This window comes from Fontimonas sp. SYSU GA230001, assembly GCF_040066175.1.
Lineage (GTDB): Bacteria > Pseudomonadota > Gammaproteobacteria > Nevskiales > Nevskiaceae > Solimonas.
Genome location: NZ_JBEAAM010000002.1, coordinates 86563 through 109580 on the forward strand (window position 1 = coordinate 86563; position 23018 = coordinate 109580).

Below are 23018 nucleotides of genomic sequence, written 5' to 3' on the forward strand. Positions count from 1 at the left end.
GACGCGATGGTTGGCGGCGGCTCGACACCTGACGCCGCACCGCAGTCTGCGCGACAATGCGGGCATGAACTCGCCGCATGAGTTTGCCGAGCTCGCTGCCGCGCTGCGCCGCGTCCAGCAAGACAGGTTTGCCGGCGGTGCTGCGCTGGCGACGCTCGTACGCACGCACGGATCAGCGTTCCGGCGCGCCGGTGCGCGCATGCTCGTGCTCGGCGACGGCAGCACCGTGCGCGGCCTGTCGGCCGGCTGTGCGGAGGCCGACATCGTCGAGCATGCACGCATCGTCATCGCCGACGGCCATGCCCGACTGCTGCGCCATGGACACGAGCGCGGCCTCGACGCCCCGCCTGCGACGGGCTGCGACAGCGAGCTCGAGGTGCTGATCGAACCACTGCGCAGCGACGGCGACCTGCGCTTCGTGACCGCGCTCGAAGAGTGCCGCCGCGCGCGCTGCGCGGGCTGGATGGCGACCGCGTTTGCGTGCGAAAACCAGTGCCTGGAGCAACCGCGCCGCCTGGTGCGCAGCGACCACACGCTGCTCGACGAACTGGACGACCCGCGCCTGGCCGACGCCTTGATGTCACTCGCGCCGGAGGCCGTCGCACGGGATGGCGCGCAGGTGCTCAAGGTGGGCACGCGTTACGGGATGTTCGACGTCCTGGTCGAACCGATCGAAGCGCCGCTGCGCACCGTACTGGTCGGCGTCAATGCGACGAGCCGCGCGCTGGCGCGGCTGGCGGGCGCGCTCGGCTGGGAGAGCTGGCTGGTCGATCACGGCGACGGCGCTCCGTCGAAGGTCCACCCCGAGGGAGCGCGTATCGTCGTGGCCGAACCGGGGGCGCTGCTCGACGGCGTGGCCTGCGACCGGCGCACGGCCATCGTCATCATGACGCACGACCTCGAACGCGATCTCGCCTACCTGCGCGAGCTGCGCGCCACGCCGCTGGCCTATCTGGGCGCACTCGGCTCGCGCTCACGCGCCGCGCACCTGCATGAGGCCAGCGGCGCGGCCGCCACCCGGCTGCACGCGCCGGCGGGTCTCGACATCGGCTCGGAAACGCCGGAAGAGATCGCGCTGGCCATCGCCGCGGAGATCCAGGCCGTGCTCGCCGGTCGTCGCGGCGGCAGCCTGGACGCATCCGACCTGCCGATCCACGGACGCACGACAGCAATGTGACGCGCATCCGCAGCGCGGAGATGCCGCGCCTGCTTATTTCTTGACCGGCCGCTTCCAGTTCGGATAGGTCTTCTGCTCCCGTGCCCGGCACAGCGTCAGTCCGCCGGCGGGCACGTCCCGGACGATCGTCGAGCCGGCACCGACGGTGGCACCCCGTCCGACGCGCACCGGCGCGACGAGCTGGGTATCGGAGCCGATAAAGGCACCGTCCTCGATGATCGTCTCGTGCTTGTTGGCGCCGTCGTAGTTGCAGAAGATCGTGCCGGCGCCGATGTTGACGCCGGCACCGACGTCGCCGTCACCGAGATAGGCGAGGTGGTTGGCCTTGCTGCCGCGCCCCAACCTCACTTTCTTGATCTCGACGAAGTTGCCGACGTGCACATCGTCGGCGAGCGCGGCGTCCGGGCGCAGGCGCGCGAACGGACCGATGCGGCAGTCGCGCCCGGCGACCGCCTTCTCCAGCACGCTGTGCGCATCGACGATCGTGCCGGCACCGAGGATGACGTCGCGCAGCACGCAGTGTGGGCCGATGCGCACGCCGTCGCCGAGTTCGACGCGGCCTTCGAGGACGCAACCGACATCGACGTGCACGTCGCGCCCATGGAGCAGCGTGCCGCGCAGATCGAAGCGTTCGGGATCGGCGAGTGAAAGGCCCGCCGCCAGCAGACCGGTCGCCTGACGCCGCTGGTACACGCGTTCCGCGCGCGCCAGCTGGATGCGGTCGTTGATGCCTTCGACCTCCTCGGCGCTCGCGGCGGTGATCGTGGCGACTTCGAGCTTGTCGCGGACCGCGAGCGCGACGATATCGGTCAGGTAGTACTCGCCCTTGGCATTGTCGTTGCGCACTTCCTTCAACCAGCCGCGCAGGCGCTTGGCCGGCGCGGCGACGAAGCCGGTGTTGACTTCGCGGATGCGGCGCTGGCGCGCATTGGCATCCTTTTCCTCGACGATGCCGCTGACGCGGTGCCTTCGGTCGCGCAGGATACGGCCGTAGCCGGTCGGATCGTCGAGCTCGACCGTCAGCACGGCCAGCGTCCGGCGCGCCGCATCGATCAGTTGCGCGAGCGTCTGCGCCGAGATCAGCGGCACGTCGCCGTACATGACCAGCACGATGGCATCGTCCGGCACGGCCGGCATCGCCTGCTGCACGGCGTGTGCCGTGCCCTTCTGCTCGGCCTGATGCGCCCAGCGAACGGCGTCCGGCCGCCTGGACGCCTCGAACCAGGCGCGCACCTGATCACCCCCGTGGCCGTGGACGACATGCACCGCCGCGGCCGACAGCGCCCGCGCGGCGTCGAGTACGTGCGCGAGCATCGGCCGTCCCGCGACCGGATGCAGCACCTTGGGCAGCGCGCTCTTCATGCGCGTGCCCTGCCCGGCGGCGAGGACGATGCAGTGTAGTGGCGCAGTCTTCATGTGCGGCTCGCTTCCAAACAGCAATCCCGCTCATGCTGCCTGAACATGAGCGGGACGGGGAGCGGGACGGGGAGCGGGACGACGCCGGGTGGCGCCTGCGGATCAAGAGCCGCGCTTGGCGTTCTTGAGCTTCTGCACGAACTGCAGGCGGGCCGCGGCCTCGATCAGCTCGGACTGCGCGCGCGCCAGGTCGATGTCCGACTTGGCACCGGCGAGCTTGTCTTCGGCCGCCTGCTTGGCCGCAAGCGCGGCGGCCTCGTCGGCATCCCGCGCACGCAGCGCGGTGTCGGCGAGCACGGTCACGAGGTACGGCTGCACCTCGAGGATGCCGCCGCCGACGAAGAATTCGAGTTCGTCGCCCTCCGGCGGCTGCACGCGCACCGTGCCCGGCTTGAGCCGCGTCAGCAGCGGCGCGTGCCGCGGCGCGATGCCGACCTCGCCCATTTCCGCGGGCGCGAACACCATGCGGGCCTCGCCCGAGTGGATGTGCCCTTCGGCGGAAACGATGTCGATATGGATGTTGGCCATTACGGTTCTCGTGACGGGTGACAGGTGACTGGTGATCGGTGACTGCGCGTCACCTATCACGAGTCACGTGTCACAGCTTCTTGGCCTTCTCGACGGCCTCGTCGATGGTGCCGACCATGTAGAACGCCTGCTCCGGCAGGTGATCGTACTGACCATCGACGATGCCGCGGAAACCGCGGATCGTTTCCTTGAGCGATACGTACTTGCCCGGCGAACCGGTGAAGACCTCGGCGACGTGGAACGGCTGCGACAGGAAGCGCTGGATCTTGCGTGCGCGGGCGACGACGCGCTTGTCTTCCTCCGACAGTTCGTCCATGCCCAGGATCGCGATGATGTCCTTGAGTTCCTTGTAGCGCTGCAGCACGCCCTGCACGTCGCGCGCGGTCTGGTAGTGCTCCTGGCCGATGACGTTCGGGTCGAGCTGGCGCGAAGTCGAATCCAGCGGATCGACAGCCGGGTAGATGCCCAGCGCGGCGATGTCGCGCGACAGCACGACGGTGGCGTCGAGATGCGCGAAGGTCGTCGCCGGCGACGGGTCGGTGAGGTCGTCGGCGGGCACGTACACGGCCTGGATCGAGGTGATCGAGCCCTTCTTGGTCGAGGTGATGCGCTCCTGCAGCACGCCCATTTCCTCGGCCAGCGTCGGCTGGTAGCCCACCGCCGACGGCATACGGCCGAGCAGCGCGGACACCTCGGTGCCGGCCAGCGTGTAGCGGTAGATGTTGTCGATGAACAGCAGCACGTCGCGGCCTTCGTCGCGGAAGAACTCGGCCATCGTCAGGCCGGTCAGCGCGACGCGCAGGCGGTTGCCCGGCGGCTCGTTCATCTGGCCATAGACCATCGCGACCTTGTCGAGCACGTTCGACTCTTTCATCTCGTGGTAGAAGTCGTTGCCCTCGCGGGTACGCTCACCGACGCCGGCGAACACCGACAGGCCGGAGTGCGCCTTGGCGATGTTGTTGATCAGCTCCATCATGTTGACGGTCTTGCCGACGCCGGCGCCGCCGAACAGGCCGACCTTGCCGCCCTTGGCGAACGGGATCAGCAGGTCGATGACCTTGATGCCGGTTTCCAGCAGCTCGGTCGAGCCGGCCTGGTCCTCGTAAGAGGGCGCGGCGCGGTGGATCGCCCACTTGCCTTCCGACTTCACGTCGCCGGCCTCGTCGATCGGGCGTCCGAGCACGTCCATGATGCGGCCCAGCGTCGCCTTGCCGACCGGCACCGAGATCGGATTGCCGGTGTTGCGCACGAGCAGCCCGCGCTTGAGCCCTTCCGACGCGCCGAGCGCGATCGTGCGGACCACGCCGTCGCCGAGCTGCTGCTGGACTTCCAGCGTGAGCTCGGTGTTATCGACCGTGAGCGCGTCGTAAACCTTGGGGATCGCGTCGCGCGGAAACTCGACATCGACGACCGCGCCGATAACCTGAACGATCTTGCCAGTGCTGGTGCTCATTTCTTGACCCTGTTTCCGTTCCGTGTCTCACGCCGCGCCGTGTCCGGCGCGAGATTCAATGCAAATTCAAACCGCGGTGGCTCAGACGGCCGCCGCACCGCCGACGATTTCCGCCAGCTCCTTGGTGATGTTGGCCTGGCGCGCCTTGTTGTAGGCGAGCTGCAGCTGATTGATGATCTTGCCCGCGTTGTCGGACGCCGCCTTCATCGCCACCATGCGCGCCGACTGCTCGGACGCCACGTTCTCGATCACCGCCTGATAGACCTGCGATTCGACATAGCGCATCAGCACCGCGTCGAGCAGCTCGGTCGAGGCCGGCTCGTAAAGATAATCCCAGTGCTCGAGCAGGCCTTCGCTCTTGACCGGCTCCACCGGCAGCAGCTGGGCCACCGTCGGCTTCTGCGTCATCGTGTTGACGAACTGATTGGCGATCACGCTGACGCGATCGACGCTGCCGTCACGGTAGGCATCGGTCAGCACCTTGATGACGCCGAGCAGCTGTTCGAGGTGCGGTCGGTCGCCGAGGTGCGTCGCGGTCGCGTGGACCTTGCCACCGAGGCGCTTGAAGAACGAGACGGCCTTGTTGCCGATCAGCACGAACTCGACTTCGACGCCCTTGGCCTTCCACTCGCGCACTTCGCGGACGACGGTGCGGAATACGTTCATGTTGAGGCCGCCGCACAGACCGCGATCCGAGGAGACGACCAGGTAGGCGACGCGCTTGACCTCGCGCTCCACCGTGAACGGGTGCTTGTATTCGAGGTTCGCCTGCGCCAGATGGCCCAGGGTACGGCGGATCTTCTCGGCATACGGGCGTGCTGCCGCCATGCGATCCTGCGCCTTGCGCATTTTCGACATGGCGACCTTTTCCATCGCCCGCGTGATCTTCTGCGTGTTCTTGACGCTCTTGATCTTGGTGCGGATTTCCTTGGCGCCGGCCACGGGTCTGCCTCTTTAGCGGGTTAGATCGCGGACTGCTTGACGTAAGCGTCCATCGCCGACTTCAGCCCGTTCTCGAGCGCGTCGTTCCAGTCGCCGGTATCGAGCTTGGCGAGCAGGTCGGCGTGCTGGCCGGCGAGGAACTGGTGCAGCCCGTCCTCCCACGCCAGCACCTTGCTGACCTCGACCTTGTCGATGTAGCCCTTCTCGACCGCGTACAGCGACGCGGCCATGCGGCCGACCGACAGCGGCTGGTACTGCTTCTGCTTCATCAGCTCGGTGACGCGCTGGCCGCGCTCGAGCTGCTTGCGGGTCGCCTCGTCGAGATCGGAGGCGAACTGCGCGAAGGCCGCGAGTTCGCGGTACTGTGCGAGCGCCAGACGCACGCCGCCGCCGAGCTTCTTGATGACCTTGGTCTGGGCGGCGCCGCCGACGCGCGACACCGAGATGCCGGCGTTCATGGCCGGACGGATGCCGGCGTTGAACAGGTCGGTTTCGAGGAAGATCTGGCCGTCGGTGATCGAGATCACGTTGGTCGGCACGAAGGCCGACACGTCACCGGCCTGCGTCTCGATGATCGGCAGCGCGGTGAGCGAGCCGGTCTTGCCCTTGACCTTGCCGCCGGTGAGCTTCTCGACGTACTCCTCGTTGATCCGCGCGGCGCGCTCGAGCAGGCGCGAGTGGAGATAGAACACGTCGCCGGGGAAGGCTTCGCGGCCCGGGGGGCGGCGCAGCAGCAGCGACACCTGGCGGTAGGCGACGGCCTGCTTGGACAGGTCGTCGTAGATGATCAGTGCGTCTTCGCCCTTGTCGCGGAAGTACTCGCCCATCGAGCAGCCGGAGTACGGCGCGATGAACTGCAGCGCCGGCGAATCCGACGCAGCGGCGGCGACGACGATGGTGTGCGCCATCGCACCGTGCTCCTCGAGCTTGCGGACGACGTTGGCGATCGAGCTGGCCTTCTGGCCGATCGCGACGTAGATGCATTTGATGCCCGAGCCCTTCTGGTTGATGATCGTGTCGATCGCCAGCGCGGTCTTGCCGGTCTGGCGGTCGCCGATGATCAGCTCGCGCTGGCCACGGCCGATCGGCACCATCGAGTCGATCGCCTTGTAGCCGGTCTGCACCGGCTGGCTCACCGACTTGCGGGTGATGACGCCAGGCGCGACCTTCTCGATCGGCGAGGTGCCGGCGGCCTTGATCGGCCCCTTGCCGTCGATGGGATTGCCGAGCGCGTCCACCACGCGCCCCAGCAGTCCTTCGCCGACCGGCACTTCGAGAATGCGGCCCGTGGTCTTGACGGTGTCGCCTTCCTTGAGGTGCTTGTAGTCACCGAGAACCACGGCACCGACCGAGTCGCGCTCCAGGTTCAGCGCGAGGCCGAAGACGTTGCCCGGAAACTCGAGCATTTCACCCTGCAGCGCGTCGGACAGGCCGTGGATGCGGACGATGCCGTCCTGCAGCGACACGATCGTGCCGGTGTTGCGCGCCTCGGTGGCGGCGTCGAAGTTCTGGATGCGCGCCTTGATCAGGTCGCTGATTTCGGAAGGATTGAGTTGCATACGAACCGTGTCCTAAAGAGAGTCGCCTTGGAGTCTTTCCGGGCGCGAGGGCTTAGCGCGTGAGCGCGGTTTGCAGGCGATCGAGTTCGCCGCGGACGGAACCGTCGATGACCAGATCGCCGGCGCGGATCAGCGCACCGGCGATCAGCTCGGGATCGACTTTCCAGTCGATGACGACGTCCCGCTGCAGGCGCTTCTTCACCGCGGCGGCGAGCTGATCCTGCTGGGCGGGCGCGACCGGGGCGGCGGACGTGATCTCCACGTCCGCGCGCGACTCGGCCTCCGCGCGCAGGTGCTCGAACTGTTCGGCGATCGCCGCGATGGCCTGCAGCCGGCCGTTCTCGGCCAGCAGCCGCACCAGGGCGACGGCTTGCGCCGGCAGCTTGCCGGCGAGCGCCTGGTTGAGCGCCGCCGCGAGCTGCGCACGGGTGAGCGCGGGATGCCCGATCAGCCGCGAAACCTGCGCGTCGGCCAGCAGCCGCGCCAGGCTCGCCAGTGCGTCGCTCCACGCCTTGAACGCGCGCGTGTCGCGGGCCAGCTCGAAAACCGCCTTGGCATAGGGCCGCGCGAGCGTGCTGTAGTCCGCCATGTCGTCGATCCGAACGGGTTAGACGCGCGCCGCCAGCTCGCCGAGTACGTCGGCGTGGGCCTTGGCGTCGATTTCGCGCTTGAGGATCTTCGCCGCGCCGATCACCGCCAGCTCGCCGACCCGCTTGCGCAGATCCTCGCGGGCGTGGGCGACTTCACGCTGCACGTCCTCGTGCGCCTTGGCGACGATGCGCTCGGCCTCTTCCTGAGCATGAGCCTTGGCCTGCTCGACGAGCTGCGCGGCCTGCTTGCCCGCCGCGGCGAGGATGTCCTGCGCCTGCGTGCGCGCCGCCTTGAGCTCTTCTTCGCTCTTGGCCGACGCATCCTGCAGAGCGCGCGCACCCTTTTCGGCGGCGGCCAGACCGTCGGCGATCTTCTGCCGGCGCTCTTCCATCGCCTTGGTGATCGGCGGCCACACGAACTTCATCGTGAACCACACGAAGATACCGAAGACGATCATCTGTCCGACGATGGACGGGATGCTTGCCTGCATGGGCTAAGCTCCAGGTTGAGAGTGAGTCAGGAACGAACTGCCGACCGGACGCGAAGCGGCTTCAGCCGCCCTGCACCGCTGCGATCAGCGGGTTGGCGAACATCATCAGCAGACCCATGGCCACGCCGATGATCGACACGGCGTCGAGCAGGCCGGCGATGATGAACATCTTGGTCTGCAGCATGTTGGCCATTTCCGGCTGGCGCGCAGCGCCCTCGAGGAACTTGCCGCCGAGCAGGCCGAAGCCGATGGCGGTGCCGAGCGCGGCGAGACCGAAGATGAGGCCGAGGGTCAGCGCCGTGTTGGCCTGGATCTGAGCGATGAGCTCCATGGATGTACTCCGTGTGTTGCGGTGGTGGAAAAGAAAAATGAATGTCGGCCGGGAAGGACGACGGCCTCAGTGATGCTCGTAGGCCATGCTGATGTACACGATGGTCAGCGTCATGAAGATGAACGCCTGCAGCGTGACGACCAGGATGTGGAAGATCGCCCAGCCCAGTCCCGGGATGGTCTGCGCCCACCAGGGCAGCAGCGCGATCAGGATGAAGATCAGCTCGCCGGCGTAGAGGTTGCCGAACAGACGCAGCGCCAGCGAGATCGGCTTGGCCAGCAGCTCGACCGTATTGAGCACGACATTCGCCGGGAGCAGCTTGGCCCCGAACGGATGGGTCAGGAACTCCTTGGTGAAGCCGCCGATGCCCTTGCCCTTGAGGCTGTAGATGATGATCAGGCCGAACACCGTCAGCGACAGCGCGAACGTGGCGCTCATATCCGCCGAAGGCACCGCGCGGAAGTAGTCGAGACCAAAGACGTGCTTGGCGATCATCGGCGGCAAGTCCACCGGGACCAGGTCCATGCAGTTCCACAGGAAGGTCCAGACGAAGATCGTCAGGGCCAGCGGCGCGAGGAAGTCACGCTTGCCGTGGAACGCATCCTTGACCGCGTTGTCCACGAAATCGACCATGATCTCGACGAAGTTCTGCAGCTTGCCCGGCACGCCGCTGGTGACGCGCACGGCCGCCATGCGGAACAGCGTCAGGAACACGAGGCCGAGGACGGTGGAAACGAACAGCGTGTCCAGATGCCACGCCTGAAGGCTGATGAATGCGTCATCGTGGCCGGTCGCCCAGTGCTTCAGGTGGTGCGTCACATACTCGGCAGGAGAATGACCCGCTTCAGCCATCGTTCGTATCCCAAAGAAGCGCGAACCAGTACACCGGCAGCGTCAACGCGAACGTCACCACCACCGGCGCGAACACCTCTGCAAAAAACCGGACCGCGACCGCGAACAAAACCGCGGCGAGGATCAATTTCCTCACCTCGGCCCGGTAAAAATTCATCACCGCATGCGGCGCATCGGACGCCGCCACTGAAAAGGTCTTGATGGCCGCGTAGATCGTCAGCACCGCCCCGATCGACCCACCCACCAGCGCCGCCAGTCCCGAGCGCAGATCCGCGAAGGCTGCCCACAAGGCAGCCGAGATCACCGCAATCAAAGCCTGGAGGAGCGCGATGCGCGTCGCCGTCTTCATGACACCCTGGCGATGGTGCGCCGCACCAATCCGAAAAAGTATAGCGGCTTTCCGCGGATGTGATCAATACTGGCCGCCGAGAGGGCCAGCCGCCCCTGACGCGGCGCTGCGTTGAGCAATTTTCCTACACGCGCCTTCCCAAAATCAGACTCGATTGTCCGCGACCGCCTCGCGACAGTGTCCGGAATGCCGACCATGCCCCATCCCCGCCCCGCACGCCCGCCCGCATCCGACACGTCGCCACCGCTTCAACCACCCAGCGGGGACCACCTGCCCGAGCTCGACGGACTGCGCGCAATCGCGGTGCTGATGGTCCTGCTCCTGCATACCAAGCCGGCGTGGTTTTTCTGGGGCTGGGCCGGCGTCGATCTGTTCCTGGTGCTGTCCGGCTTCCTGATCACGCGCATCCTGCTGGTCAACCGCGGCCAGCCCGGCATGCTGTGGTCGTTCTACGGACGCCGCGCGCTGCGCATCTGGCCCGTGTACTACCTCACGCTGCTGGCGACGGCGCTGATCTACGTGCTCGCCGCCGCCGCAAATCCGGAACTGGATCCCGGCGTGCCCGCCGGCCATTGGCTCAGCCTGGTGTTCCTGCAGCAGACCGAGCAGTACTTCGGCGGCCCGGCCCGGCCGTACATCTGGTTCTTCGCGCACTCGTGGTCGGTCGCGGTCGAGGAGCAGTTCTACCTGATCTGGCCCTTGCTGCTGATCGGGCTGGCGATCCGGCCGTCGCGGCTGGCCCTGCTGGGTGCGATCGCCCTGGGTGCCGCCTGCATCGCCCGTGCCCAGGGCATGTCCATGTACCTGCTGCTCACGCGCATCGACGGCCTGATACTCGGTGCCGCCGTCGCGTTCTCGGTGGCCGGCCCGCAACCCTGGCTGCACCGCGTGCAGCCGCGCCACCTCGCCGGCGCCGCCCTGGTCGGCGCGCTGCTCGTCGGCCTGTACCTGTGGGAGGGCGCCCGCGACGAAGGTCGCGCCTTCGGCACCCGCGCCATCGCGGTACCGGGCTTCGCGCTGCTGTTCACGGCGGCCCTGTGCACCGCATTGCAGAACATCGGGCACCGGCGGCTGGCCTGGCTGCGCAGCCAGCCGCTGCGATGGGTTGGACGCATCAGCTACGGCCTGTACATGTACCACGTGCCCGTGCATGCGCTGGTGCTGCTGGCGGTGAAGTACGGCTGGTTCGGCCCCATCGCCGCGAAACTCGTCCTGTGGGCAGGCAGCTTCGCACTGGCGCATGTGTCCTACGAGTACTTCGAAAAACGCATCCTTGCGCTGCGGCGGGCGCTTCCGTATCGTTCCGGCGCACAGTCGATGGATGGAGCGCGGGGGGCACTGCGTAGCGAAAGGAGCAAGCATGCGGCGTAGCACGCTGCACGCCTGCTTGCGCGTCGTGAGCATCGAACCCGCCCCCGGATCCCGCATGATCCCCACGTCCGCCAGCGCCGCCCGCTTACCGGGTGCGCCTGCACGCAGACTGGCACGACCGACATGACGCAGGCCGGCGGCGAGTATCTCAAGGGCCTCGACGGCATCCGCGGCCTGGCGATGGCCACCGTGGTTCTCACGCACATGCATCTGGTCGGCGTGGGCTGGATCACGATCCAGATCTTCTTCGTCCTGTCCGGATTCCTGATCACACGCATCCTGCTGTCGATGCGCGAGCAGCATGGCCTGGGCGATTACCTGAAGATCTTCTACGCGCGCCGCACGCTGCGCATCTTCCCGATCTACTACCTGTTCCTGCTGACGCTGTGGGCGGTGTCGTTCTTCGTGCCGGAGCTGGACAGGGAGCGTCGGCAGATTCCCTACGCGCTGGCCTACGTATGGAACTGGTACGCGATCACCGACCATGGCGGGCTGGCACCCGAGCTGGAGCACTTCTGGTCACTGGCCGTGGAGGAGCAGTTCTACCTGCTGTGGCCGCTGCTGCTGTTCTTCGCACGCGGCACCGCATTCTGGAAGATCGCGATCGGCATCGTCGTCGCCGGCCCGCTGATCCGCCTCGGCTGCGCGCTGGCCTGGCCGCAGCTCGACGGCGTGCTGCCGAACGCCCACAAGGCGATCTACCAGATGTCCACGACACACCTCGACGCGTTCGCCGTCGGCGCCTTGCTGTGCTATGTGATCCGGCAACCGTGGTCGTACCGCTTCACGGGCACCCACCTGATGCTCGGCGTCGTCGCGGCCTGGCTGCTCGGGTCGCTGGCTTCGGGCTTCGGCTTCGGCCGCGGCGGGCCGTACCGCATCCCGCTCAATCTCGGCTACCCGATCCACATGGCGGACAACTGGCAGTTCGTCTGGGGCTACAGCGTCATCAATCTGCTGGCCGCGGGCCTGATCCTGCTGGTTGCCCAGGGCCGTTTCGCCAACGCCCTGTTCATGCACCCTTTCGTGCGGCGCATGGGCGTGATCTCGTACGCCGCATACATCTTCCACCTCGGGATCGTCTATCTGCTGGTACCGCCGATCAAGCAGGTCCAGGCCGCCCTAGGCAGCGTCTATCTGGGAACCTGGCTGTGCGCGCCGCTGGTGCTGGCGCTGGTCTTCGGCCTGGCCGAGCTGTCCTACCGGTTCTTCGAGAGCCGTTTCCTGGTCATGAAGGACCGCCAGTTCGGCCGGGCGCCGGTCGAGACCGCGGCGCCGAGCGGCACGACCACGGCCGACGCCGGCCGGCCCCTGCAATCCGGCACGCTGCTGATCGATCCCCGCACGAGCCGATGACACAGCGCCGATCCATTCCCGTTCCCAGGCACCCGCAATGACCCGACGCAAGACCGACATCGTCGTCACCACGATCTTCGAGCCCGCCTGGCTGCAGGGATACCTAGACAATGTGCGGGCGCACGGGCACGTCGAGGACGTGACCCTGCGCATCATCTGCGACCGCAAGACGCCCGGCAGCGTCCATGCAGCCGCGCAAGCGGCGCGGCGCCAGGGCTTCCAGATCGACTGCCCGAGCCTCGACGAGCAGGAAAGCTACCTGCGCAGACTGGGCCTGCCAGCCGACTTCATCCCCTGGAACACCGACAACCGCCGCAACATCGGCTTCCTGCGCGCCTGGGAATCGGGCGCGGACGTGCTGATCTCGATCGACGACGACAACTACTGCCGCGACGATTCCGACTTCGTCGGCTGCCATCACGTGGTCGGGCGTCCTGCGGGCACGGCCGCGGCGGTGGCGGCGGCTGCGCCGTGGTACAACATCTGCGAGCAGCTGGACTTGCAGACGGGCGCGCGTGCCTATGCACGCGGCTACCCGTACGCCGCGCGCAGCCCGCAAATGCAGGCAACCCCCGCCGCCGGCACGGCCGACCAGGCCGCCCGCACGGTCGCGATCAACGCCGGCCTGTGGATCGACGACCCGGACGTCGATGCGCTGACGCGCCTGGTGCTGGCCCCCCGCGCGCGGCGCGCCGCAGCCGGTGCGGTGCTGCTCGCGCCGGAAACCTGGAGCCCGATCAACACGCAGAACACCGCCCTGATGCGCGCGGCGATCCCGGCCTACTACTACGTGCGCATGGGCTTTCCGCTGCAGGGCCTGCGCATCGACCGGTTCGGCGACATCCTGTCCGGCTACTTCGTGCAGAAATGCGCCAAGCACCTGGGCCACACGGTGCGCATCGGCGCGCCGGTCGCCGAGCATCGGCGCACGCCGCACAATCTGTTCAAGGACCTGTACCACGAGCTGGCCGGCGTGGTCCTGGTCGAGGAACTCGCCCCGTGGCTGCAGGCGCTGCGCCTGTCCGGATCGGATTACATCGAGGCTTACGCGTCGTTGGCCGACGCGATCGGCGGTGAAGCATCGCGCTTCAAGGGCTTCGTCTGGGACGAAGGCGGCCGCGAATTCCTGCTCGAGACCGCCGCGTGCATGCGCACCTGGCTCGGCATCGTGCGCGCGCTCGCGTAGCCAGCACGGAACAAAGGGACACTCGCGATGGCCAGAGATGAAACAGCGATGATCGGAAGGCTCGACGGGCTCGACGGCCTGCGCGGGCTCGCCATGCTCGGCGTGATCTTCTGCCATCTGTCGATCTTCACGATCGGCTGGATCGGGCTGCCGAGCTTCTTCGTGCTGTCCGGCTTCCTGATCACGCGCGTGCTGCTCGGCGACCGCGCCGAGTCGGACACGCTGCGCGCCTACTTTGGACGGTTCTACCTGCGCCGCGCGCTGCGGGTCTTCCCGATCTACTACCTCTACCTGCTGGTGGTCACGGCCGCCGTGCTGTCGATCCCGAAACTCGCGCGCCTGCAGGGTGAACTGCCCTGGGCCTGGACCTACCTGTACAACTTCCGCATGATCGCGTCCGCAGAACACTCGCGGCTGCTCGGGCATCTGTGGTCGCTGTCGGTCGAAGAGCAGTTCTACCTCGTCTGGCCCTGGCTGATCGCGTTCGCGCCGCGCCGCGTGATCCCGGCCGTCTGCCTGGCGCTGATCGGCATGGGTCCGCTGGTGCGCGAATGGGTCTGCAACGGCCTGCTGCCGGCGTTCGGCTACGGCGGCGAGCGGGCGCCGATCTACACTTACGTGTTCACGGCCTCGCATCTCGACGCCTTCGCACTCGGCGCGCTGATCAACTTCGTGCAGTGGCGGCCGCGCATCTGGCACATCGTGGCGCTGATCGGCGGCGCCTTGGCGGTGGGCTTCGCCGTCAATGGCGGCTACGGCATGGAGGCGCTGTCGATGGGATGGCCGCTGTTCATGCCGCACGGCCAGCAGTACGCCTGGGGCTACACCGTCATCAACGTCGTCTGGTTCACCGTGATCTGCGCGATCCTCACCGGCGGGCCGATCAAGCGCTTCTTCTGCCTGGGCGTGCTCGACTATCTGGGCAAGCGCTCGTACTCGACCTACCTGCTGCACTTCCCGATGCTGGTCCTGATGCAGCCGCTGCTCAACACGGCAATCGCGATGTTCGGTCGTGTACCCGGCACGCTGCTGTTCGCCGTGCCGTATCTGGCGGCCGTGGTGCTGGCGTCGGATCTCACCTATCGTCACATCGAGGTGCCGATCAACGCGCTCAAGGACCGCTTCCACGCGTCGCGCAAGACGGCACGCACGGCGCCGGCGGCCGACCACGCCGGACGCTCGCGTGTAGGTCTGGCCCTGCTTCCGGTCCCCCCTGCCGCCGGCAACGACAGGACCGGCGCATGAACGACCTTGGACCGACGCTGCGCACCGAGGGCGAGCACCCCTGGATCCAGGGCACGCTGACCGATCAGCCGATGCTGATCATCGTCGGCGGTTATCGCTGCGGCACGACCTCGCTGTTCACCTATCTCGCGGCCCATCCCGACATCGACCCCGCGCTGATCAAGGAACCGGCGTTCTTCTTCTCGCTGCGCATCGCGCAGCGGCCGTCGGCGTATCCGGCCGGACACGAAGCCTGGGCGTATCGCTCGATGTTCCGCCGGCGCAACGCGCGCGTACTGCTCGAAGCCACCAGCAATTACTTCAACGATCCGGGCTGTGCGGCGCGCATCGCCCGCGCGCTGCCGAACGCGCGCATCGTCGTGCTGATGCGCGAGCCGGTCGCGCGCCTGGTCTCGTGGTACCGGTTCCTGCGCCTGCAGAATCAACTCGATCCCGGACTGGGTTTCGAAGCCTGGATCCGTCGCCAGCTCGCCGAGACGCGCCCGGTGGATGAACGGCCGTACACGCTGCAGGCGGTCGCGCACTGCCGCTACGCGCCGTACCTGGAGGACTACCTGCGCGTGTTCGGCCGCGACCGGGTGCTGCCGCTCTGGTTCGACGACTTCAAGAGCGATCCGCGCGGCACGCTGCGGCGGGTCTGCGGCTTCGCCGGCATCGATCCGCGCTTTCACGACGGCTACGCATTCCCGGTGCAGAACGAGTCGATGAAGCTGCGCCGCGTCGGCTGGTTCCGTGCCTACCGCCGTCTGCACAAGGGCCTGGCCCGTGTCCTGCAACCCTGGCCGCGGCTGCAGCACGAATTCAAGGTCCAGTTGTTCGGGCGCCTCGAACCCCGCCTCTTGCCCTTCTTCACCGCGCCTGCCGATCCGGTGGACGTGCCCGACGCCCTCGTGCGTGAACTGCGCGCGCACTTCATCGCGGACCTCGCGCCGCTGCACGAACGGGTCGGCAGTCCGGCACCGTGGCAGGCCGAGTACCTCGCACCATGAACGCAGGGCCGGCCCGCATGCGCAAGCGCTACACCTGGATCCCGGACTTCTTCATCGCCGGCGTGCTGGCACCGTCATCTGCCCGCTGCGCACGAGCGGCCACCCGTCGCACGGCCCGCGCTTGCCACGGCACCGTGAACTTTTTCACTCGACACGAGAGCCATTTGTCATGAGCCGATTCACTGCCCGCCTGCGCTCCGCAGCCAAGAGCGCGTACTCCGAGCTGCGTGGCCGCCCGTTTGCCTCTGCGGCTGATCGCATGCAGGCGTCGATCATCGCCTCAGCCGCCGACAAGCGGATCGCCGAGGCCGTCCGCGGTCAGACCATGACCAACCCGCTGCGTGTCCACGCCCTGATCGATGCGGTGGACTATGTCTGCACGGCGCGCGTCCCGGGCGCATTCGTCGAGTGCGGCGTCTGGCGTGGAGGCTCGGTGCTGGCGATGCTGCTCAAGCTGATCGATCTGGGCATCACCGACCGCGACGTCTGGCTGTACGACACCTTCGAGGGCATGACCGCACCGAGTGCGGCCGACACGTCGGCCTTCGAGGCGCCGGCGATGGACACCTGGAACGAGGCCCGCAAGCAGGGCAAGCGCGGCTGGGACCGGCTGTTCGCCGCCGAGGTGTACAACGAGGACACGGTGCGCGCGCTGCTGCTGTCGAGCGGCTATCCGTCCGATCGCCTGCACTTCGTCAAGGGCCCGGTCGAGCAGACGATCCCGGCCACGGTGCCGGGCGGCATCGCCCTGCTGCGCCTGGACACCGACTGGTACGAATCGACCCGGCACGAGCTGGAGCATCTGTATCCGCTGCTTGCGAAGGGCGGCGTGCTGATCATCGACGACTATGGTCATTGGGAAGGCTGCCGCCGGGCCGTGGACGAGTATTTCGCGGCGCACCCCCCGCGTCCGCTGCTGAATCGGATCGACTACAACGCCCGCATCGGCGTGCGGGTCTGAGAGACCGCGAACGTCGTGACGCAGCGAGCCGCCGCACGCGCGCCGTCGGACCTGGTCCACGAGCCGATTCCGCTGGAGACGATCCAGTCGGACACCGCGCGCCACTTCGCGGTTTCGGCCGCCGCCAAGGCCGCCATGCAGATCCTGCAGCTGGCGACGCTGGTCGCGCTGGCGCGCCTGCTCGCACCATCGGACTTCGGCGTGCTGGCCATGGTCATGTCGGCGATCGGCGTCGCCGAACTGCTGCGCGACCTTGGGCTGTCGCACGCGACCGTGCGCGCCGAACAGCTCACGCACGGCCAGCTCAACACGCTTTTCTGGATCAATGCGACCTTGGGCGCGGTGCTGTGGCTGGCCTGCATCGCGGTCGCACCCGCCCTCGCGTCGCTGCTCTCCGATGCGCGCGTCGCGCCGGTCACCGCCGTCGTCGGCATGAACTTCCTGCTCAACGGGCTGGCCGCGCAGCACCTGGCCCTGCTGCGCCGGCGCCTGCGCTTCGCGGTCATCGCGCGCATCAACCTGTCCGCCGTGCTGCTCGGTAGCTTGACCGCGCTCGCACTCGCGGCGCTGGGCGCCGCCTACTGGGCGCTGGTGGCCGCGGCGCTGGTGGGCAGCGCCGCCAACGCGCTCGGCGCGTGGCGCTGCAGCGGCTGGCGCCCCGGCGCCCCGGCCTGGGATCCGGCCGCACGCCCGCTGTTGTCCTTCGGCGGTTATCTGGTCGGCTTCGGCCTGCTGACTTATGCCGCGCAGCACGCACACATCGTGCTGATCGGACGCTTCTTCGGTGCCGCCGCCGCCGGCCTCTACGTGCGCGCCTCGACGCTGCTGACGCAGCCGATGGGCTATGCGCTCGAACCGCTGCGCCTGATCCTGCCGGCGACGCTGTCGCGCTTGCAGGCCGACCCGGATGGATTCCGCAGGAACTACCTCGGCGCGCTGGGGCCGCTGCTGCTCGGCGCCGCCCCGTTCGGCGCGTGGCTGGTGGTCGCCGCCGACGACGTCGTGCATCTGCTGCTGGGTGCGCAGTGGACCGGCACCGCGCGCGTGCTGGCCTGGCTGGCGCTCAGCGCCGTGCCGCAGGCCATCAACATCACCAGCGGCTGGCTGTACCTGGCTCGTGGCGACGCGCGCGCGATGATGCGCTGGGGTGTGGTCGGCTGGACGGTCGTCATCGGCCTGATGCTGTCGGGCCTGTACTGGGGCATCGATGGCGTGGCGGCGATGTACAGCCTGAGCATGTTCCTGATCGCGGTGCCGTGCATGCACTACGCCTGCCGCGGCACGCAGATCACGCTCGGCGACATCTGGGCGCAGACCTGGCGACCGATGGCCGGAGCGGCGCTGGCGGCGCTGCCGCTCGCCGTCGTCGCGCATCTGGCCCGGGATTGGCACACGCTTCCGCGGCTGGCCGCCGGCAGCGCCGTTTTCGCGATGACCTATCTGGCGCTGATGATCGGCGTCTTCGGCGAACGCGACCGCATCGTCGGTCTCTATACGCTGCTGCGCCGCAAGCTGGGCTCTGCGCGATGAACCGGTTACGCCGAGACCGCACGGCTGCGGCGGTCGCGCAGGCTCGTCAGGATCGCCTCGCGCGTCCACAGGCACAGCTGTCGCTGCGGGTAGCCCTCGATCCAGTCGTCGATCTGCAGCAGCGGCGGCGGAAAATCGAACGGCGGCAGGCGCAGGTTGAGCTGGCGGAATCCGCCGGTGGCGATGTCCCGGTTGGCGTCGCAGGCCGGATGGTTGGAGGTCAGTACGTACTGGATCTCGCTGCGCGCCAGGTTTTCGAGCGTCCTGAAGATGTCCGCCTCGGAAAAGTGGAACAGCGCGTCGCGGCACAGCCACAGATCCGCGGCCGGCAGCGGGTCGCGGATGATGTCGAGCTCGGCGAACGCCGTCGTGGCGTCGCCGTAGCGCGCCTGATTGGCGCGGACCAGCGCGGGGACGATGTCCGCGCCGAGATAGCTGACACCCGGGCGCGGCACGTGCCGGAACCAGTTGTAGTCCCCGCAGGGTGCGTCGAGGATGCGGCGTACGCCGTAGCGCGCGAACACGTCCGGCAAGGCCGCACGAATGTTGCGGGTATAGGCCAGCGTGGAACCCGGCCCCGACACGCTTTCGGCGTCCTGCCAGCGGTTGGTCTCATAGAAGTGCGAGAAGATCTCGCGCGCGCTGCGCCGCCCACCCCAGCGGCGCGCGAAACGCTCGCGGCGCACCCATTCCATCAGGCGAGGACCGCCCGGTACGCGCCCGAGGACGGTCCGGACCCAGCGTTTGACGGTGGCGGTGGCGTTCATTGGCTGCGGATCATGCCGTCGGACGGCGCCCGGCGGCAACGGGACGCGAGACCAGCGCCATGATCCACGTCGCCTGCGCCGCCGACGAGACCTACGTGCCGCACGCGGCGGCGATGATCCATTCGTTGCTGCGCGCGCCCGGCGGCGAGGCGGTCACCGTGCACTTCCTGCACGCCGCTGCGCTCGCGCCGGCGTTGATCGCGCAGCTCGACGCTTTCGTGACTGGCCTGGATGGCCGGCTGCGCTGCCATGCGATCGCCGACGCGCGCGTCGCCGGCCTGCCGACGATGGGCCGCATCTCGCGCGTGATGTGGTTCCGCGTGTTCCTGCCCGAGCTGCTGCCGGATGTCCCGCGCGTGCTGTACCTGGACTGCGACACGATCGTCGTCCGCGATCTCCGGCCGCTGTTCGCGCTCGATCTCGAGGGGGCCTGCCTCGGCGCAGTGTCGAACGTGTTCGAACCGCACATGGCGCAGCACGCGCGGACGCTCGGACTCGAAGACCCGCGCGCCTATTTCAACAGCGGCGTGCTGCTGCTCGATCTCGATGCCTGGCGGCGCGCCGACGTGGCGCATCGGGTGCTCGAACTGGCGCGGGATCCCGCTCGCCGGCTCGTCTGGCCGGACCAGGATGCGCTGAACATCGCGCTGGCCGGACGCTGGAAGGCGCTGCACCCGCGCTGGAACTGCCAGAACAGCCTGTACTTCTTCCGCCACGCACCGGAGGTGTTCGGCGCGAATCAGGTCGCCGAGGCGACTGCCGATCCCGGCATCCTGCACTTCGAAGGCGGCGATCTGGCCAAGCCCTGGCACTACCTGTGCAAGCATCCCGCACGGAGGCTTTATCTGCGGCATCGCGCGGCCACGCCCTGGCCCTTGCGACAGCTCGACGGCCGGACGCTGGTCCACCGCCTGCTCCACCCCTTGCCGATCGGCCTGCTGATCCCGACACTGCGCCTCCTGCACCGCGCCGCCGGCGTCCGCCGCCGGCTGCGCCGCGCCCTATCGCCTTGACCCAGACCGTGACCGCCGCCCCGCTCGTTTCGATCATCGTGCCCAGCTTCAACCAGGGACGCTTCCTGGCGCAGACGCTCGACTCGATCCTCGCCCAGGACCACCGGCCCCTGGAGGTGCTGGTGATGGATGGCGGCTCCACCGACGAGACCGTCGAGGTGCTGCGCCGATACGCCGCGCAACACCCGGAACTGCAGTGGATCTCCGAACCCGACCGGGGTCCGGCCGACGCGGTCAACAAGGGCCTGGCGCGCGCGCGCGGCCTGTTTGCCGGCGTCCAGTCCTCGGACGACCTCTATCGGCCCGGCGCGATCCGCGAGGCCGTCGCCGAGCTGCGCGCGGATCCGGCGCTGACGCTGATCTGCGGCGACATCGAGCTGATCGACATCCACGGCCGCGTCGAAGGACACGTGGCGGCGGGCCGGCCGCTGACGCCCGCGAACCTGCTGGCGCGCAGCTGTGTGGTCCACCAGAGCAGCGCCTTCTTCCGCGTGGACGCGGCCCGTGCCGCCGGCGGCTGGGACGGGCGCTATTTCTGCTGCGACGCCGAGTTCTGGATGCGCCTGCTGCTCGCCGGCGGCCGCGGCCGGCGCGTCGCGCGCACCTGGTCGGCCTGGCGCCGGCACGACGTGCAGCGCGACAAGGAAGCCCGGAAGGTGTGGGACGCCTGGCGGCGCATGATCGACGATTCCCCGCTGCTGCGGGGCGCGCCGCTGCACCTGCGCCTGGCCGCGGAGGCGGGGCACAGCCTGCTGACGCTCAAGTACAACCCAACCGGGTCAAAATGGTTCCGGCTGTTCCACGTCTGGCGTGCCGTGCTGCTGTACCCGCCGAGCCTGCTCGGCATCCCCCGCAAGTCCGTGCTCGTTCCCGGCGTGGGCGCGCTGCGGCACGCGGCCGGCCGACTGCTGACAGGAGACTCCAGAGGGTGATCGCCAAAGACATCATGCCCGGCCGCATGCGCCGGTTCGTGCAATCCGCGCTGTCGCGGGTCGGCTACCGGCTCGTGCGCCTCGAAGCCGACCGGCAGCGCTACAACTCCGCCAGTTTCGAGGCGTCACGGCCCATGCCGCCGGGCACGGAAGAACGCCTGCGCGCGGACCATCCGCGTCTCGCCGAACTGCGGCGCCGCTACGACGCGAGCACACTGCCGATGGCCCTGCATTCGATGTGGAATGCCGGCTATCTCGGCCGCGAACTGGACCTGCGCTGGTTTCGCGGCGACAACCCCTACGTCTGGCAGTTCCGCAACATCGGCTCCGACGCCTGGCGCAAGTACTACCTGTACCTGCGCGACATCGCGGCGCGCGACTCGCGCAATCTGCTGCACACGCTCACCGAGGACGGTCTGTTCGGCTGCTGGACCTTCGACTATCCGGGCTGGCCGAGGGTCAGCCGCGACCTGCTCGACGCGATCAACGAGTTGTACTTCCTCGACCGGCACCTCAACCTGCTGACGCATCCGGAATGGACCGTGCTCGACATCGGTGCCGGCTATGGGCGGCTGGCGCATCGTGCGACGACCGCGGTGCCGGGACTGACCTGGCTGTGCACCGATGCCGTCCCCGAGTCCAGCTTCCTGTGCGAGTTCTATCTGGATTTCCGCCAGGCCAGGTCCGCGAAAGTCGTGCCGCTCGACGAACTCGCCACGGAGCTGCCGAAGCGGCGCATCGACCTGGCCGTGAACGTGCACAGCTTCTCGGAAATGAACGAGAACGCGGTGCGCTGCTGGCTCGACCTGCTGCGCCAGCACCAGGTGCCGTGGCTGTTCATCGTGCCCAACGACGCCGACCGCCTGCTGACGATGGAGCAGGACCAGACCCGGCGTCCCTTCGACGGCCTGCTCGACGCCGCCGGATACGAGCGCATCGCCTGCGAACCGGTGTTCGCCGACGAGGCGATGCGCGAGTTCATGGGCGTCACCGATCACTTCCTCCTGTTCCGCCTGCGCAGATCGTGATCCACCTCGCCTGCATCGCCGAAGGCGCCTACCTGCGGCACACCGGCGCGATGCTGCACTCGGCGCTGTCGCAGACGCTGCCGGACCGCTGCACGGTTCACGTCCTGCATGAGCGTCCGATCGCCGACGACGAGCGCGACCGGCTGGCCGGCGTCGTCGCCGGCCTGCGCGGCGAGCTGCGCTGGCTGCAGCTCGCCGAGGACGCCGCGCGCGGCTTTCCCGACGGCGGCTTCCCGCGTGCCGTGTGGTTCCGCGTCCTGCTGCCCGAGTTGCTGCCTGGACTGGAGCGCGTGCTGTACCTCGACTCCGACCTGATCGTGCGCCAGAGCCTGGTTCCGCTCTGGCGGACCGATCTCGGCGGCGCACTGCTCGGCGCCGTCACCAACCCGCTGTATCCGTTCCAGCCGCCGTATCCGCAACAGGCGCTGGGCATCGCGCGGCCCGAGGACTATTTCAATTCCGGCGTGCTGCTGCTGGACCTCGCGCGGATGCGCGCCGAAGGCAGCGCGCGTGCGCTCGCGCAGGTCGCGGCGACACGGCCCGGTCTGTGGTATCCCGACCAGGATGCCCTCAACCTGGTCTGCCGGGATCGCTGGCACCGCCTGCATCCGCGCTGGAACGCGCAATCGACGTTCTTCGAGCTGTCGGACCGCGACCTGCCGGTCCCGGCCGTCGAGGCCGCCGAGGCGCGGACCGACCCGGCGATCGTGCATTTCATCGGCCCCCTCAAACCCTGGACCTACCTGTGCCGGCATCCGCTGCGCGCGCTATACGCCGAACACGCGCGCGCCACGCCTTGGGGCGTGCCGCCGCTCGAAGGCCGCACGCTGCGCAATGCGGTGCTGCGCCAGCTGCCGATGGCGGCCATCGACCGCTGGTTCGCACTCGAGCGCTGGCTCGCGCGCAAGCGCCGTGGCCTGCAGCGGCGCCTCGGCCTCGCCACGTGATGCAC

23 protein-coding genes are annotated in these 23018 nt (G+C 68.3%); 12 read left to right on the forward strand and 11 right to left on the reverse strand.

Annotated features, from left to right (window positions below; genetic code table 11):
- Positions 1-64: 64 nt before the first annotated feature.
- Positions 65-1177, forward strand: a complete 1113-nt coding sequence (locus AAG565_RS01530; protein ID WP_348817775.1) for an XdhC family protein — start codon at positions 65-67, stop codon at positions 1175-1177.
- A 33-nt stretch (positions 1178-1210) separates the two neighbouring features.
- On the opposite strand, the gene glmU is transcribed toward AAG565_RS01530, so the two are convergent.
- The 10 genes from glmU to AAG565_RS01580 all read right to left on the reverse strand — a co-directional run bounded on the left by glmU (position 1211) and on the right by AAG565_RS01580 (position 9688).
- On the reverse strand, positions 1211-2593 hold the full coding sequence (glmU, locus tag AAG565_RS01535) for a bifunctional UDP-N-acetylglucosamine diphosphorylase/glucosamine-1-phosphate N-acetyltransferase GlmU (protein WP_348817776.1): 1383 nt from the start codon (positions 2591-2593) through the stop codon (positions 1211-1213).
- Positions 2594-2695: 102 nt separating this feature from the next.
- Positions 2696-3121: a F0F1 ATP synthase subunit epsilon gene (locus AAG565_RS01540; RefSeq protein ID WP_348817777.1), complete on the reverse strand. Its 426-nt coding sequence runs from the start codon at positions 3119-3121 to the stop codon at positions 2696-2698.
- Between the two features lie 70 nt (positions 3122-3191).
- Positions 3192-4574, reverse strand: coding sequence for a F0F1 ATP synthase subunit beta (gene atpD / locus AAG565_RS01545; protein WP_348817778.1), 1383 nt, complete (start codon positions 4572-4574; stop codon positions 3192-3194).
- Positions 4575-4655: 81 nt separating this feature from the next.
- Positions 4656-5516, reverse strand: a complete 861-nt coding sequence (atpG, locus tag AAG565_RS01550) for a F0F1 ATP synthase subunit gamma (protein WP_348817779.1) — start codon at positions 5514-5516, stop codon at positions 4656-4658.
- A 20-nt stretch (positions 5517-5536) separates the two neighbouring features.
- Positions 5537-7075: a F0F1 ATP synthase subunit alpha gene (atpA, locus tag AAG565_RS01555; RefSeq protein ID WP_348817780.1), complete on the reverse strand. Its 1539-nt coding sequence runs from the start codon at positions 7073-7075 to the stop codon at positions 5537-5539.
- A gap of 52 nt (positions 7076-7127) precedes the next feature.
- Positions 7128-7664: a F0F1 ATP synthase subunit delta gene (locus AAG565_RS01560; RefSeq protein WP_348817781.1), complete on the reverse strand. Its 537-nt coding sequence runs from the start codon at positions 7662-7664 to the stop codon at positions 7128-7130.
- An 18-nt stretch (positions 7665-7682) separates the two neighbouring features.
- Complete coding sequence (locus AAG565_RS01565) at positions 7683-8156, reverse strand: F0F1 ATP synthase subunit B (protein ID WP_348817782.1); 474 nt, start codon at positions 8154-8156, stop codon at positions 7683-7685.
- A gap of 61 nt (positions 8157-8217) precedes the next feature.
- On the reverse strand, positions 8218-8487 hold the full coding sequence (gene atpE, locus AAG565_RS01570; protein WP_348817783.1) for a F0F1 ATP synthase subunit C: 270 nt from the start codon (positions 8485-8487) through the stop codon (positions 8218-8220).
- Between the two features lie 66 nt (positions 8488-8553).
- A complete protein-coding gene (atpB, locus tag AAG565_RS01575; protein ID WP_348817784.1) occupies positions 8554-9339 on the reverse strand; it encodes a F0F1 ATP synthase subunit A in 786 nt (261 codons plus the stop codon).
- Positions 9332-9688 (reverse strand): ATP synthase subunit I, encoded by a 357-nt coding sequence (locus tag AAG565_RS01580; RefSeq protein ID WP_348817785.1) that lies wholly within the window; start codon positions 9686-9688, stop codon positions 9332-9334. The genes atpB and AAG565_RS01580 overlap by 8 nt, the downstream gene beginning before the upstream one ends.
- A gap of 195 nt (positions 9689-9883) precedes the next feature.
- Between AAG565_RS01580 and AAG565_RS01585 the strand changes: the two genes are divergently transcribed.
- The 7 genes from AAG565_RS01585 (at position 9884) to AAG565_RS01615 (ending at position 18326) form a co-directional block, all read left to right on the forward strand.
- Positions 9884-11059: an acyltransferase gene (locus AAG565_RS01585; protein WP_348817786.1), complete on the forward strand. Its 1176-nt coding sequence runs from the start codon at positions 9884-9886 to the stop codon at positions 11057-11059.
- Between the two features lie 123 nt (positions 11060-11182).
- A complete protein-coding gene (locus tag AAG565_RS01590; RefSeq protein ID WP_348817787.1) occupies positions 11183-12415 on the forward strand; it encodes an acyltransferase in 1233 nt (410 codons plus the stop codon).
- 37 nt (positions 12416-12452) lie between these two features.
- Complete coding sequence (locus AAG565_RS01595; protein ID WP_348817788.1) at positions 12453-13601, forward strand: hypothetical protein; 1149 nt, start codon at positions 12453-12455, stop codon at positions 13599-13601.
- 48 nt (positions 13602-13649) lie between these two features.
- On the forward strand, positions 13650-14846 hold the full coding sequence (locus AAG565_RS01600; RefSeq protein ID WP_348817789.1) for an acyltransferase: 1197 nt from the start codon (positions 13650-13652) through the stop codon (positions 14844-14846).
- The gene (locus tag AAG565_RS01605) at positions 14843-15835 is read left to right on the forward strand and encodes a sulfotransferase (RefSeq protein ID WP_348817790.1); all 993 of its coding nucleotides are present in this window, start codon (positions 14843-14845) and stop codon (positions 15833-15835) included. Before AAG565_RS01600 ends, AAG565_RS01605 begins: the two co-directional genes overlap by 4 nt.
- A gap of 169 nt (positions 15836-16004) precedes the next feature.
- Positions 16005-16796 carry a TylF/MycF/NovP-related O-methyltransferase gene (locus AAG565_RS01610; protein ID WP_348817791.1) on the forward strand — a complete coding sequence of 264 codons (792 nt, stop codon included), beginning with the start codon at positions 16005-16007 and terminating at the stop codon, positions 16794-16796.
- Positions 16797-16811: 15 nt separating this feature from the next.
- On the forward strand, positions 16812-18326 hold the full coding sequence (locus AAG565_RS01615) for a lipopolysaccharide biosynthesis protein (RefSeq protein WP_348817792.1): 1515 nt from the start codon (positions 16812-16814) through the stop codon (positions 18324-18326).
- A 5-nt stretch (positions 18327-18331) separates the two neighbouring features.
- On the opposite strand, the gene AAG565_RS01620 is transcribed toward AAG565_RS01615, so the two are convergent.
- Positions 18332-19093 (reverse strand): class I SAM-dependent methyltransferase, encoded by a 762-nt coding sequence (locus AAG565_RS01620; RefSeq protein WP_348817793.1) that lies wholly within the window; start codon positions 19091-19093, stop codon positions 18332-18334.
- Between the two features lie 59 nt (positions 19094-19152).
- Here AAG565_RS01620 and AAG565_RS01625 point away from each other — a divergent pair, with 59 nt between their 5' ends.
- Genes AAG565_RS01625 through AAG565_RS01640 form a run of 4 tightly spaced genes read left to right on the forward strand, consistent with a single transcriptional unit; the run spans position 19153 to position 23013 of the window.
- Entirely contained in the window at positions 19153-20106 is a 954-nt protein-coding gene (locus tag AAG565_RS01625) for a glycosyltransferase family 8 protein (RefSeq protein ID WP_348817794.1), read from the forward strand.
- A gap of 8 nt (positions 20107-20114) precedes the next feature.
- Positions 20115-21038 carry a glycosyltransferase family 2 protein gene (locus tag AAG565_RS01630; RefSeq protein ID WP_348817795.1) on the forward strand — a complete coding sequence of 308 codons (924 nt, stop codon included), beginning with the start codon at positions 20115-20117 and terminating at the stop codon, positions 21036-21038.
- A complete protein-coding gene (locus AAG565_RS01635; RefSeq protein ID WP_348817796.1) occupies positions 21035-22066 on the forward strand; it encodes a putative sugar O-methyltransferase in 1032 nt (343 codons plus the stop codon). Before AAG565_RS01630 ends, AAG565_RS01635 begins: the two co-directional genes overlap by 4 nt.
- Positions 22063-23013: a glycosyltransferase family 8 protein gene (locus AAG565_RS01640; protein WP_348817797.1), complete on the forward strand. Its 951-nt coding sequence runs from the start codon at positions 22063-22065 to the stop codon at positions 23011-23013. The genes AAG565_RS01635 and AAG565_RS01640 overlap by 4 nt, the downstream gene beginning before the upstream one ends.
- Positions 23014-23018 lie beyond the last annotated feature (5 nt).